Source organism: Vibrio sp. HI00D65 (assembly GCF_001635455.1).
Lineage (GTDB): Bacteria > Pseudomonadota > Gammaproteobacteria > Enterobacterales > Vibrionaceae > Vibrio.
In genome coordinates this window covers 115,342-127,816 of record NZ_LWEH01000613.1, presented here as the reverse complement: position 1 = coordinate 127,816, position 12,475 = coordinate 115,342, and the positions used below count along the sequence as shown (strand labels likewise).

General features: G+C 44.5%; 14 protein-coding genes. 4 read left to right on the top strand and 10 right to left on the bottom strand.

Annotated features, from left to right (window positions below; genetic code table 11):
* Nucleotides 1-72 precede the first annotated feature (72 nt).
* From A3712_RS25605 to A3712_RS25595, 3 genes are read right to left on the bottom strand one after another with little or no spacing between them, the layout of a single operon-like run.
* The gene (locus A3712_RS25605) at nucleotides 73-1,152 is read right to left on the bottom strand and encodes a glycosyltransferase family 4 protein (protein WP_063525493.1); all 1,080 of its coding nucleotides are present in this window, start codon (nucleotides 1,150-1,152) and stop codon (nucleotides 73-75) included.
* 14 nt (nucleotides 1,153-1,166) lie between these two features.
* A complete protein-coding gene (locus A3712_RS25600) occupies nucleotides 1,167-1,937 on the bottom strand; it encodes a glycosyltransferase family 2 protein (protein WP_063525492.1) in 771 nt (256 codons plus the stop codon).
* Nucleotides 1,938-1,957: 20 nt separating this feature from the next.
* A complete protein-coding gene (locus A3712_RS25595; protein ID WP_231891890.1) occupies nucleotides 1,958-3,022 on the bottom strand; it encodes a CDP-glycerol glycerophosphotransferase family protein in 1,065 nt (354 codons plus the stop codon).
* 102 nt (nucleotides 3,023-3,124) lie between these two features.
* On the opposite strand from A3712_RS25595, the gene waaA reads away from it, so the two are divergent.
* The gene (gene waaA / locus A3712_RS25590) at nucleotides 3,125-4,387 is read left to right on the top strand and encodes a lipid IV(A) 3-deoxy-D-manno-octulosonic acid transferase (protein ID WP_063525490.1); all 1,263 of its coding nucleotides are present in this window, start codon (nucleotides 3,125-3,127) and stop codon (nucleotides 4,385-4,387) included.
* A gap of 16 nt (nucleotides 4,388-4,403) precedes the next feature.
* Here the strand turns inward: waaA and A3712_RS25585 are convergent, their stop codons facing one another.
* Nucleotides 4,404-5,117 carry a 3-deoxy-D-manno-octulosonic acid kinase gene (locus tag A3712_RS25585; protein WP_063525489.1) on the bottom strand — a complete coding sequence of 238 codons (714 nt, stop codon included), beginning with the start codon at nucleotides 5,115-5,117 and terminating at the stop codon, nucleotides 4,404-4,406.
* A 95-nt stretch (nucleotides 5,118-5,212) separates the two neighbouring features.
* On the opposite strand from A3712_RS25585, the gene A3712_RS25580 reads away from it, so the two are divergent.
* Together A3712_RS25580 and coaD are read left to right on the top strand one after the other, a co-directional pair.
* Nucleotides 5,213-6,277, top strand: a complete 1,065-nt coding sequence (locus A3712_RS25580) for a glycosyltransferase family 9 protein (RefSeq protein WP_063525488.1) — start codon at nucleotides 5,213-5,215, stop codon at nucleotides 6,275-6,277.
* A gap of 1 nt (nucleotide 6,278) precedes the next feature.
* Nucleotides 6,279-6,761 (top strand): pantetheine-phosphate adenylyltransferase, encoded by a 483-nt coding sequence (gene coaD, locus A3712_RS25575; protein ID WP_063525487.1) that lies wholly within the window; start codon nucleotides 6,279-6,281, stop codon nucleotides 6,759-6,761.
* A 57-nt stretch (nucleotides 6,762-6,818) separates the two neighbouring features.
* On the opposite strand, the gene A3712_RS25570 is transcribed toward coaD, so the two are convergent.
* The 6 genes from A3712_RS25570 to radC form a co-directional block, all read right to left on the bottom strand.
* Nucleotides 6,819-7,823 carry an NAD-dependent epimerase gene (locus A3712_RS25570; RefSeq protein ID WP_063525486.1) on the bottom strand — a complete coding sequence of 335 codons (1,005 nt, stop codon included), beginning with the start codon at nucleotides 7,821-7,823 and terminating at the stop codon, nucleotides 6,819-6,821.
* A 91-nt stretch (nucleotides 7,824-7,914) separates the two neighbouring features.
* Complete coding sequence (mutM, locus tag A3712_RS25565) at nucleotides 7,915-8,724, bottom strand: bifunctional DNA-formamidopyrimidine glycosylase/DNA-(apurinic or apyrimidinic site) lyase (protein ID WP_063525485.1); 810 nt, start codon at nucleotides 8,722-8,724, stop codon at nucleotides 7,915-7,917.
* 17 nt (nucleotides 8,725-8,741) lie between these two features.
* Nucleotides 8,742-9,257: a hypothetical protein gene (locus A3712_RS25560; RefSeq protein WP_063525484.1), complete on the bottom strand. Its 516-nt coding sequence runs from the start codon at nucleotides 9,255-9,257 to the stop codon at nucleotides 8,742-8,744.
* Between the two features lie 202 nt (nucleotides 9,258-9,459).
* A complete protein-coding gene (rpmG, locus tag A3712_RS25555) occupies nucleotides 9,460-9,627 on the bottom strand; it encodes a 50S ribosomal protein L33 (protein ID WP_002535344.1) in 168 nt (55 codons plus the stop codon).
* A 13-nt stretch (nucleotides 9,628-9,640) separates the two neighbouring features.
* Nucleotides 9,641-9,877, bottom strand: a complete 237-nt coding sequence (rpmB, locus tag A3712_RS25550) for a 50S ribosomal protein L28 (protein ID WP_004728407.1) — start codon at nucleotides 9,875-9,877, stop codon at nucleotides 9,641-9,643.
* 291 nt (nucleotides 9,878-10,168) lie between these two features.
* On the bottom strand, nucleotides 10,169-10,843 hold the full coding sequence (gene radC / locus A3712_RS25545) for a RadC family protein (RefSeq protein ID WP_004741426.1): 675 nt from the start codon (nucleotides 10,841-10,843) through the stop codon (nucleotides 10,169-10,171).
* A gap of 225 nt (nucleotides 10,844-11,068) precedes the next feature.
* Between radC and coaBC the strand changes: the two genes are divergently transcribed.
* The gene (gene coaBC, locus A3712_RS25540; protein WP_063525483.1) at nucleotides 11,069-12,316 is read left to right on the top strand and encodes a bifunctional phosphopantothenoylcysteine decarboxylase/phosphopantothenate--cysteine ligase CoaBC; all 1,248 of its coding nucleotides are present in this window, start codon (nucleotides 11,069-11,071) and stop codon (nucleotides 12,314-12,316) included.
* Nucleotides 12,317-12,475: the final 159 nt, after the last annotated feature.

Sequence of the window (12,475 nt, the reverse complement as noted above, 5' to 3'; positions counted from 1 at the left end):
CTCTAATGTATTTCTTTTAATTCTATGTCTTCTGACTTAGAAACTTAAATTCAAAAATTATATCTAGCTATTTTATCTGACTAGCAAATTTTCAAAAAATTCCAGGTGCTTTTTCACTGTCACTCGTGAACTAAAGCTTTCATCTAGGCGCTTCTTAGCAGCTTCACTCATGGCTGTGCACTTGGCCTTGTCTTGTGCAAGCTTATCCATAGCCTCACCCAACGCTTTAGCGTCACCAGTTGGAACAATATAGCCAGTCTCGCCATCGACAACGAGTTCAGGAGCACCGCCAGTGGTCGTAACGACTGACGTTGTGCCATTAGCCATTGCTTCGACAATGGTGCGTGGCAATCCTTCTCCGCTGATCGATGGTTGAACTTGAAAGTCTGCCATACACATAATTGAAGGGATATCAGTTCGATGACCAATGTAATGAATTCGCTCACTCATCGGGCTCGCTTTCATCTCATCAAAATAAGGCTCATAACCACTACCCGCTAAGATCAAGTGGAAGTTGGGTGCCGAAATGTATTTGGTCGCTTCAAGCAGAACGGAAATACCTTTACTTGGCCTTACGTGCGCCGCGGTAATCGCAACTATATCTTCTTCACTCAATCCAAATTCAGAACGCTCAGTTGGTGGTACCTTGTACCAATCCAATTCATGCCCTTTGTATATGGTAACAACGTTATCTTTGTTCTTCCAAACACGCTTCACTACATCCTGTCGCACTGCTTCAGACACACACACAATGCCATCAACACGAGGATGGAGCTGAGTTAAGTAAGCGCTTGGGTCATGTCGATACAGCCCGCCAGTAGTTCCTCGATAAACAACCAACTTAACGTCAAAACCAATACATGCAAATGCTGCATTGGGGATTGTCTTAGAGTTAAAAGCATAGCAGATGTCATAATTGTGCGTTTTTAACTCATGACGGATCTTTTTAATGGTATCAAAACAGATTTTACGTTTCGGATAGCCATCGACCACTCGGATACCGTGTTCTTCTAGCTTCGATACGTGCTCAGATTCTCCCTGGGTCATGATCGTCACTTGATGGCCTTGACGAGCTAGCTCGATAAAAATCGCAGCTTCTGGGCGTAAGCTGTTCCATGCATGTAAGTAAGATGCACAAACTAAAATCTTCATCTATCGGTTCCTATTTAGTCTTCTGAGCAATTTTCAATAATCCACAAGCCAACGTGTTTGTTAAAATTCACTTGTGCATAGGTCATTGCCACAATAAATCCGACACTACCATCTAAAAAGCCACGACGAATGACATAGATTAAAAGGAACGTCCAAATAGCACGTAACAATGCTACCAGTAAACCTGAGCTCTTCTTTCCTTTTCGATGATACTTCTGAGAACCGAGCCACGCATACTTTGCAGCTTTATCCAAGCCATGCCCATAATCACGATGAGTATAATGGAGCAAATAGCCTTTCAGAATACCAGTCGTTCCTTGAACCGGTACAACGGTTTCGTGCACTTCATCCAACGTATATCGAGAGCCCTCTCTTCTGAAGAGCCTTAACACGGCACGAGCACTTCGACCGTACTTAAGCGTTGTTCCATAGAGCGTCACTCCCCAAGGAAGTTTATAAGCGGTATGTTTAATTTGCTCTTGTTTTAACAACTCTACAAGAGCCTTGCTCATTTCAGGATCTAAAGCTTCATCTGCATCGATTGACAACACCCAATCACATGTCGCTTTATCTAGCGCCCGTTGCTTTTGCTTACCAAAACCTGGCCAATCTGTGATGGTCACATTGTCTGTGTATTTTTGGCATATCTCAACGGTTGCGTCTGTTGAACCGCTGTCTAATACAATAATTTCATCAGCAATATCCACCACCGACTTTAAACATTCTTCAACACGATCTTCTTCATTTTTTGTAATTAAAATAACGGATAGTGAATGCTTTCTCATAACTGTTCTCTTTCGATAGTTTAAAACTTCCAGTGCCCCAGCACTTTCCTCATTTTATATTGTCTTAGTAAGTTAAGCGGCTTTCTCTTCAAATGTGAGGTACCTTTATCGATCAAATCGTTAGTTACACCTAATACTCTTAGGCTAGACTCTCCATCATTATACGGATGAATAAACTGACAGTATGCCTCCACCTCATCCATTAAATTGCTTGGTCGCGACAACGCCAACTCTAAAGCCCCTTCAACTTCACGTTTGTCCTGAATATTTAACAAATGAGGCTTAGGGCTTTGATTCTTAAAACTCACAACGGGTTTGTGTTGAAGTAAAAACATTAACAGAACTGAAGAAGTATCACACAACATAACATCAGCCGCTTGTAGCAACGGAACAACGTTATCAGTTTCCACAAATGTTAGATGCTCACTCTGAAGAGACTTGTACATTTCAACAATTTCTGTCGACATTTTAGGGTGGAATTGTACTAACCAACGCCACTTACCGCTTTGTGACATTCGTTTTACTTCTTCGTACAGATGAGGTGCACAAGTAAGATTGCGTGAAAACGTCGAGCACATTAAAACAACAGGGCGAGAATCATCATTATTTAAGTATGGATTTTCATTATGTTGCGAAAACAATGGGTCTAACATTGGCCAGCCAGTTTCTTCAACATCAAAAAAGCCATGCTTCGCTTTTAGCTCCAAAAATGGTGCAGTTGTTTGAGGGCCTTGAGTACAATACATATCAAAGCACCCTCGAATTTCAAAATGGTCTTCTCTGCCACGTCGATTGAGCTTTCCTGAATTAAAACCATGGAAAACCCCAACTTTAACGCCGGGGATAAAATTAGGGACGACGTTACCAGGTACAAATACAGCATCAGGGTTCCATTGGTTCACCTCGGCTATACTGTTTAATTGAACCTCGTCATGTAATAGAAACCGATCATCAACTTCGCTCCCCTCTAAGAACCAACGCACCTCCCCTTGATGTTCCAATATAACTTTTTGTAACGGGCGCAAGATTGCATATGAATAGTTTTGTGATATGTACATCAAATAACGACGTTTTTGGCAATTCACAGTTTATCCCTTTAATGCATGTTTTCTAGAGTCTCATTCTAACTTAAGATAGAGTTAATCTACGATGTTTCTTCGTTTTACTCTCAAAGTTTTTATATTTTTATGCTTATACGACTTATATACACTCTTATGTTGTCATTAGCCTCACCACTGCTCCTCTATGGGCTCTATAAAAGCAAACCCGGCAAACCAAGTTTCGGTAAGCGCTGGAAAGAGCATTTCGGTATTACGCCGCAAACCCAAGGTAAAAAACCTATCTGGATTCATGCGGTGTCGGTAGGTGAATCTATTGCTGCGATACCTATTATCAAGCAATTGAAGCAGCGAGACCCAAATCAAGCCATCATCGTTACCACGACAACCAGCACAGGAGCAGAGCAAATAGACAAACTTGGTGGTTTGGTCGAGCATCGCTACATGCCGATTGATTTTTCTTGGTGTGTACGAGGCTTCCTTAAATCAGTAAAACCAAAGCAAATGTTGATCATGGAAACAGAGCTTTGGCCAAACACGCTGCATTGCGTCGCGAAAGCTGGGATTCCTATTTCAGTACTCAACGCTCGTCTATCTGAACGTTCATGCCAGCGCTATGCCAAATTCCAACCCGTGTTTGACCTTCTAGCTAATAACCTTTCTCAGGTACTCTGCCAATACCCTAGTGATGCGGAGCGTTTTGTTAGGCTAGGCCTAGATAAAGCATCTGTGCATGTGACGGGCTCTATCAAGTTTGATATTGAAGTCTCTGCTGAACAAGTTGAAAAAGGCAAAGTATTAAGGGCACAATTTGGCTTTGAACGCGCTGTCTGGATTGCTGCTAGCACTCATCAAGGTGAAGACGACATTGTTTTAGATGCTCATAAGCAACTTCTAAAAGACAATCCGAATGCGCTACTGATCATCGTGCCTCGACACCCCGAGCGATTCAACCAAGTGACAGAGCTCGCTAAGCAGCACGGCTTCAACACAGTCACTCGAACGAGTCAGCAAGCATTAACATCTGATGTTGAAGTCTATATAGCTGATACCATGGGCGAAATGTTGGTACTACTCGGCGGCGCTGATGCCTGTTTTATGGGCGGAAGTCTTATTGGAGATAAAGTTGGAGGGCATAATCTGCTAGAACCAGCAGCTTTACAGCTACCCTTACTGAATGGCCCTAGCTACTTTAATTTTAGCGAGATCACCGACAAACTGCTTGAAGCTCAAGCTGTCACTATTTGCCAAAACAGCAATGAAATTGCAGGCCAACTCAAAAAGCTGTTCACACAACCTAACTTACGTAAAGATAAAGGCTTAGCGGCTTATCAAGTGGTTGAGCAGAATCGAGGGGCGTTGGGTAACACCTTACAATACATTAGTGGCTAACAACCATTCGATTTCGTTAGCCTTGGTAGCCTGTTAAAAGAGGCTCCCAATCCGACTCTTGCCATTGAATCTGGCGCTTGTTTACTTCTTTTAGAAATGAGCGCTTTAAGCGATTCAAGTTACCTTCTTTCCAGTCATCACCCGCTTGTTGACCGCACTTGTCAAAGTCAATAATCCACACCTTTTGTGAATCATCAAGCAGGATGTTATGAATGTTGAGATCAGTGTGATTAACGCCAGCATCATGCATTTTACGTATCTCTTGACCAATTTTTTGATAAATGTCCGCACCTATCGGATTAGCTACCAAGACATCAACCAGATCTTTCGCATTGGGGATTCGCTCCGACATCAGATCTGCACGATAAAAGAATCCGCTTTTGGTCGCCCTCGCAGCAATCGGCTTGGGTACATTCACACCGGCATTAGCCAATACATTAAGAACATTAAGCTCCATCGCGCAGCGCGTGCTTTCCCAATCAGAAAATCGATATTGGTCTTCAACGAGTTTGCCAAATAGCCCACCACGTCGATAGTGACGCAACGCAGCTTGCAGTCCATCAAGCTGAATAAACCAGGTGGTGCCACGACCCTGTGCACTCCCTGAAATAGCCTCACGTTGCTGCCAGTATTCTGCCTCAAAGATCTGAACCATCTCACTCACCGGCACTTGAGCCAGAAGTTCAGAGTCATACCAAATTGTTTGGTTCTTAGTGTTAATCGTTTCCATCTATGAGGCCTTTGGGTCGCTTTTAGTCATTGCTATTTTACAACTAATGCGAGTATCTGCATAATTCTGATGTTATTCACTTTCTCGGACTCTTTATGTCACTGTTCTCAACTGCACCTCAATCTCTTTGCATACTTCGCCTCTCTGCGATTGGCGATGTTTGTCATGCTATTTCTGTGGTTCAAGCCATCCAGAAGCAGTGGCCTGAAACGAAAATAACTTGGATAACTGGAAAAATAGAGGCCATGCTTATCGGCGACCTGCCAGATATTGAAGTCGTTGTTTTCGATAAGAAACAAGGCTTCAAAGGGATGCGTGAATTATGGCGTCAACTATCTGACCGCAAATTTGATGCGCTGCTACACATGCAAGCCGCACTCAGAGCCAGCGTACTTTCCTGGGGAATAAAGGCGAAATGTAAGGTAGGATTTGGCAAAAACCGCACTCGTGAAATGCAATCACTCTTTACTAATCGCCACCTGCCTATTTCAGATAAGTTTCATGTGTTAGATAACTTTGCCGAGTTTGCTCGCTACATTGGTGTACCCTTCGATAAACCTCAATGGGATATTCCTTTAACACCGGAAGACGAACAACTAGCCATCGACACTACGGCTGGGAAACAAACCTTGGTTATATCTCCTGCAGCAAGCAAAGATTCACGTAATTGGTTAACTGAACGATATGCCGCTATTGCCGATTATGCAGTAGAAAAAGGGATGCAAGTGGTACTCTGTGGCTCTCCAGCTCCACGAGAAGTAAACCTTGGTAAAGACATCGAAGCGCTATGCCAATCTCCTGTCATCAATTTAATTGGCAAAACTAACCTAAAGCAACTCACCGCTGTACTCAAGCATGCGACCATGGTAATCGCACCAGATACCGGCCCAGCACACCTAGCAACAACACAATCAACACCTGTTATCGGGTTATACGCACACAGTGATCCTCGAAGAACAGGGCCCTATAATGACCTTGATATTGTGGTCAGTGTTTATCAACAGCACGTAGAAGCGCAACAAGGGAAACCGGTTAAAGACCTTCCATGGGGAACTCGAGCAAAAGGCGATGATTTAATGAAAGACATCACGCTCGACATGGTAAAGCAGACTCTCGACAAAGCCTTAAACTCAATTAAAACACCAAGCAAGGACAGCTAATATGACCACACACGTTATCTACCCAGGCACTTTCGATCCGGTAACCAATGGTCACCTCGATATTATTGTCCGAGCTGCAAGCATGTTTAATCATATCACGGTGGGAGTAGCCGCGAGCCCAAGCAAAAAGACCATGTTTAAGCTAGATGAACGAGTCGAGCTGTTGCGTGATGCCGTGTCTCACTTGCCTAATGTATCTGTTGAAGGCTTTTCTGGGTTACTTGTCGACTTTGCCAAAGAACAGAAAGCTGACGTATTGGTGCGGGGCTTAAGAACAACCATGGACTTTGAGTACGAGTTCGGTCTCACTAGCATGTATCGCAAGCTCCTACCCGGTCTTGAAAGCGTTTTTCTAACGCCTTCGGAAGAGTATGCTTTCTTATCTTCAACGATCGTTCGTGAAGTCGCGATCCACGGTGGGGACATAAGTCAGTTTGTGCCACAGAAAGTTGCAGATGAAATCAAACTGAAAACAGTGAAATAAGCCTGTGTAAAAAAATAGCGCTCATTGAGCGCTATTTTTTATTAGAAGAATTAAGATTTACAAAGAGTAGTAAGCTTTATACCAATCCGCGAATGCTTTGGCGCCTTCTTGGATTTTAACTTGAGGCTTATAGCCTACTGCTTGAAACAGATCTTCAGTATCGGCGTAAGTTGCGTACACATCACCTGGTTGTATTGGCATGAAGTTCTTCTTCGCTTCGATGCCTAAAGCCGTTTCCAATGCTTCAACGTAATCCATCAATTTAACTGGGCTACCATGACCTATGTTGAACACACGGTATGGTGCAGAGCTGGTCGCCGGTGATCCTTGCTCTACCGTCCAATCTGGCTGTTTTGCTGGAATTCGATCTTGTACACGAATAATGCCTTCAACGATATCATCGATATAAGTGAAGTCGCGCATCATGTCGCCGTTGTTGTAAATGTCGATCTCTTTGCCCGCCACAATTAAGTTCGCAAACTTAAACATCGCCATATCTGGGCGGCTCCAAGGACCGTACACCGTAAAGAAGCGTAGACCGGTTGTCGGTACATCGTACAGATGAGAATAGGTATGTGCCATTAGCTCATTCGACTTCTTAGTCGCTGCGTACAATGAAATCGGGTGGTCAACGCTGTCTGCCGTGTGGAATGGCATTTTCTGGTTCAAGCCATATACCGAGCTTGATGAAGCATAAACTAAGTGTTCGACCTTGTTATGGCGACAGCCTTCCAAAATCGCTAAGTGACCAACAAGGTTGCTGTCGGCATAAGCCATTGGATTATCGATTGAATAACGAACGCCAGCTTGCGCCGCTAAGTGAATCACACGGTCAAATTTTTGCTGTGCGAAAAGCTCAGCGATACCTTCTCTATCAGCGAGATCAAGCTCGATAAAGGTAAGGTTTTCATGTCCGATACGCTTGAGGCGATCATGTTTCAAAGAGACTTCGTAGTAGTCATTTAGGTTATCAATACCAATAACCTCATGCCCTGCCGCACATAGTCGCTCCGACACTGCAGAGCCAATAAAACCAGCAACGCCAGTTACCAAATATTTCATTCTACTATTCTCAATTCATATAATTAGTACAATTGTAGCCACTCGCTAGTCTATCGACTAGCAATAAAAAGTGAACACGCGTTCAGATTTTCTATACTTGGCACTCGTCGCAATAAAACGTATTACGCTGACCGATTTTGAGCTCTTGAATCAGCGCTTCGCAGCTTGGGCACTTTTCACCTGCTTTACCATACACTTGCAGCTCTTGCGCAAAGTAACCTGGTTTACCGTCAGCCTGAGAGAAATCTTTCAGCGTCGTGCCACCTTGCTTGATAGCCGTCGCGAGCACTTGTTTGATCTCATCGGTTAACAAGATCCATTCGGCTTTGGTTACTTTGTTTGCTGCTCGTAACGGGTGAATTTTTGCAGAGAACAAGGCTTCATTAGCGTAGATATTCCCGACACCGACCACCACTTTGTTATCCATGATGAACTGCTTTACCGCGACTTTACGCTTTTCTGCTTTTTCAGCGATATAGTCAGCGTTAAAGTCATCCGTTAACGGCTCAGGGCCAGAGCCAAGCAACACAGCGTGGACTTCATCAGGTGCTGACCACAACCAAGCACCAAAACGACGCGGATCGTTATAGCGCAGTACTTTGCCGTTAGTGAGCTTGAGATCCACGTGATCGTGCTTTGCTGCCGGGAAATCGGCATCTAATACGCGCAGTGATCCCGACATTCCAAGATGAACAATTGCAGTTCCTGTATCAGTTTCAATCAACAGATACTTAGCACGACGTGAGATCGCACGAATCACCTGCCCTTCTAGCTTTTTAAGCTCTTGTGGGATATCCCAGCGCAGCTTTGGCGTACGAAAGGTCAGTTTCTTAATGGTCTCGCCGACTAAATGAGGTGAGATCCCCATGCGGCTTACTTCGACTTCGGGTAATTCAGGCATAATCTAATCGTCCGATTTTAGGGATTCTCTGAGCTAAGATTTGGAAACAGGTAGCTCTCTTCAATAGACACCGCCAACCACTGACCATTCCAGTTTTTTAGTAACCAAAACTCAGGCAGCTGATAGTAAGTAACGCGTTGAGGCTCTTCTTGGTCTTGATACCACACTTCTATGGTATGCGGAGTGCTGAGCTGAGAAGCAAGGTTAGTATAGGTTTGCGAGTCAACCTTGGTGCCAACAAGCTGTTGCCAGCGTTGAACGCGTTCTTGAGCACTAATGTTTTGCTCTGGGGCAAAGCCTTTCAATTGATAGCCCCACTGATCACCTTCGAGCACCAATGACCACTTCGCAAAGTATAACGCTTGCAGCTCGGCTCTAGGATTTAACAGGTGGGGGTAAGCGCTACTAACCTGTTGCTCAGGTTCTGGCTCGATAAGATACGCTTTGATCAAAGTAGGAAGGTTGAGTACCCCAATAAAAGCGATCACGCTTAACATGAGTATGTTGTTCCACCTACGTCCACGATATCTCATCTGATTCTGCCATCTAACCTATTGAGTCTTCAGTATATCGTGAAAGTGGCGATACTTTCTATGTTGCTATTTGTACTGGCTAGATCCTTATAAAGATTAAAAGATACGTGGAGGCATCAAATTTTAGGTATAAAAAAACCCAGCGATTAAGCTGGGTTTTTCAATTCTTTCTTCTACTAAAGAAGAGCCAAAAAAGCATCAATTACTTGATTTTCGCTTCTTTGTACATAACGTGTTGGCGAACTACTGGATCAAACTTTTTGATCTCAAATTTGCCTGGCATGTTACGCTTGTTCTTATCAGTTGTGTAGAAGTGACCAGTACCTGCAGAAGATACTAGACGAATTTTCTCACGAATGCCTTTAGCCATTGCTTAATTCCTCTTAAACGTTTTCGCCACGTGCACGAATATCAACAAGAACAGCATCGATGCCTTTCTTATCAATGATACGCATGCCTTTAGCAGTTAGACGTAGTTTAACAAAACGTTTTTCGCTCTCTACCCAGAAACGATGAGTTTGTAGGTTCGGCAGAAAACGGCGCTTAGTAGCATTGCGTGCGTGTGAACGGTTGTTACCCGTTACTGGACGCTTACCAGTTACTTGGCATACTCGGGACATGAATGTCTTCTCCAATCGTTTCAGCTCGATATCAACCTTGGTGGCCGAACCTCTCTATCAATAAAAATAGAAGGTAAAAACCGTTATGGAAAATCCATACAAGGCTATCAAAGGTCGCGCATTATACTAACTTGACACGCATTGCTCAAGACCCGAACAGATCCTTTTTGCGGATTTCGTGATCTTTTTTTGTGCAGCGCAGCTTGCTTGAGTAATCAGAGCTGATTTTAGGTCTAAAAATGTGGGCGGAATGATAGCAGATTTAACGTAGTTAACAACCTAAAATGTGATTCAAATCCATCCGCGCTCAGCAAAAGAGACAACTTCACCATCTCCGACCACAAAATGGTCGAGAATTCGAATATCCACCAGCGCCAAAGCGTCGGTCAATCGACGGGTTATTCGCCTGTCCGCTTGGCTTGGCTCTGCAATACCCGAGGGGTGGTTATGCGCCAAAATGAGAGCGGCTGCATTATGGTGAAGCGCCCGCTTAACGACCTCTCTGGGGTAAACCGATGCAGCATCAATCGTCCCCTCAAACATCACTTCATCCTTTATTACCCTATTTTGATTATCAAGAAACAATATATAGAAGGCTTCTCGCTGGCGGTCGCGCAACATACTCGACAGATATAGCTTAGTATGACTCGGGCTAGTCAATGCGTCACCTCGAGATAAGGTCTCCGCGAGGTAACGCTGCGTCATCTCTAATACGGCTTGTAATTGAACATACTTCGCTTGTCCCATCCCTTTATGAGCACAGAACTCAGCTTGTGTTGCTGAGAAAAGGTGCCTGAGTGAACCGAAGTCTTTGAGCAGCTTGTCTGCCAGCTCTAGTACGTTCATTCCTTGCGTGCCAGTTCGAAGAAAGATGGCCAGCAGCTCTGCATCACTCAAAGAGTCTGGCCCTCGAGTCAGTAGTTTCTCTCTTGGCATCGATTCTGCGGGCATTTTATTTATCGGCATAGAAGAGCAAATCCATTGCTTATGAACATAACCCATCAGCGTAACCAGCGAGTATCCAGAGATCCTTTAATAGAGATAAAGTCAGCCGAGCCACCAGCAAAACCGTGTAATTGATAAGTTTGATAACGCCAATTTGATGAGCGTCAAGTCTGTTCAAGTTCTGCTTCTAGGCACTCATCCTTTGTTCTGATATCGTAAGTCGCAGAAAAATTAAGGAACAGAATCATGCAAACACAGGTTAATCCACTGAGTAACGCTGACCAACCAGGCCTAGCAGGGAAAAAAATTCTTCTTGGTATTAGTGGTGGTATCGCTGCTTACAAATGTGCCGAGCTAACTCGACGCTTGGTTGAACGTGGGGCACAAGTGCAGGTCGTCATGACCAATGCAGCTAAGGAGTTCATCACTCCACTGACTATGCAAGCGGTCTCGGGAAGGCCAGTGTCCGATAGTTTGCTTGATCCTGCTGCTGAAGCTTCAATGGGTCACATCGAACTCGCAAAATGGGCTGACTTAGTATTGTTAGCACCGGCGACTGCCGATCTTATTGCACGTATGACTGCAGGCATGGGCAACGACCTACTGACCACTTTAGTTTTAGCGACCGATGCGCCAGTTGCGGTATCGCCAGCAATGAACCAACAAATGTACAGCCACCCCGCCACTCAAGAGAACATCGCGACACTAAAACGTCGTGGTTGTGAGGTTTGGGGGCCAGCGTCTGGCGAACAAGCATGTGGTGATGTTGGTATGGGCCGCATGTTAGAGCCAATGCAGCTTGTACACTGCTGTGAAGACTTCTTCCAACCTAAACCACTTGCAGGTCGCTCTGTGCTTATCACTGCAGGACCAACTCGTGAAGCCATTGACCCTGTGCGTTACATCACCAACCATAGCTCAGGCAAAATGGGCTATGCGCTAGCTGAAGCCGCAGCTAAGCAAGGTGCAACGGTCACGTTAGTGAGTGGGCCTGTGTCACTCGCTACGCCAGACAAAGTGACTCGCGTCGATGTCGATAGTGCTCAACAGATGTTTGATGTCGTTACTGCTCACGCCGCTCAACACGATGTTTTCATCAGCTGTGCTGCAGTTGCCGATTACCGCCCACAGACCATTGCAGACCAGAAACTTAAAAAAGTAGATGGCAAAGATGACATGACTATTCACATGGTGAAAAACCCAGATATCGTCGCTTCTGTCGCAGCAATGACAGAAGGTCGTCCATTTACAGTAGGGTTTGCGGCTGAAACGCAAGATGTTGAGAAATATGCTCGCGGTAAGCTAGAGCGAAAGAACCTCGATATGATTTGCGCTAATGATGTATCTGTTGAAGGCCAAGGCTTCAATAGTAGCAGTAACGAATTGCACCTTTATTGGAAAGGTGGCGATAAGTCTCTGCCACTGGATAGCAAAGGCGCGCTTGGCTTCCAGATCCTTGAGCAGATCCAACTATTGCTAGAAAAGCATCACTAACTCACTGATTAGAGCAATATTGTCGGATAAATAGACAATTTTGAGCTGACAATCTGCTGACACCTCTCGATTCTGTTGACCTAGGGCTTACAAAACTAGGAAACAGAATTGAATGGTGTTTATAATCCTTCTTCACTCAATCCTCATCTTTAGGAAAGG

Coding starts and splice junctions, on each gene's coding strand:
- radC (WP_004741426.1), bottom strand. CDS start 10,843: ATGCCGATAAATAAAATGCCCGCAGAATCGATGCCAAGAGAGAAACTA.
- A3712_RS25580 (WP_063525488.1), top strand. CDS start 5,213: ATGTCACTGTTCTCAACTGCACCTCAATCTCTTTGCATACTTCGCCTC.
- A3712_RS25605 (WP_063525493.1), bottom strand. CDS start 1,152: ATGAAGATTTTAGTTTGTGCATCTTACTTACATGCATGGAACAGCTTA.
- A3712_RS25600 (WP_063525492.1), bottom strand. CDS start 1,937: ATGAGAAAGCATTCACTATCCGTTATTTTAATTACAAAAAATGAAGAA.
- A3712_RS25570 (WP_063525486.1), bottom strand. CDS start 7,823: ATGAAATATTTGGTAACTGGCGTTGCTGGTTTTATTGGCTCTGCAGTG.
- coaBC (WP_063525483.1), top strand. CDS start 11,069: ATGCAAACACAGGTTAATCCACTGAGTAACGCTGACCAACCAGGCCTA.
- waaA (WP_063525490.1), top strand. CDS start 3,125: ATGCTTATACGACTTATATACACTCTTATGTTGTCATTAGCCTCACCA.
- rpmG (WP_002535344.1), bottom strand. CDS start 9,627: ATGGCTAAAGGCATTCGTGAGAAAATTCGTCTAGTATCTTCTGCAGGT.
- coaD (WP_063525487.1), top strand. CDS start 6,279: ATGACCACACACGTTATCTACCCAGGCACTTTCGATCCGGTAACCAAT.
- mutM (WP_063525485.1), bottom strand. CDS start 8,724: ATGCCTGAATTACCCGAAGTCGAAGTAAGCCGCATGGGGATCTCACCT.
- A3712_RS25585 (WP_063525489.1), bottom strand. CDS start 5,117: ATGGAAACGATTAACACTAAGAACCAAACAATTTGGTATGACTCTGAA.
- A3712_RS25560 (WP_063525484.1), bottom strand. CDS start 9,257: ATGAGATATCGTGGACGTAGGTGGAACAACATACTCATGTTAAGCGTG.
- rpmB (WP_004728407.1), bottom strand. CDS start 9,877: ATGTCCCGAGTATGCCAAGTAACTGGTAAGCGTCCAGTAACGGGTAAC.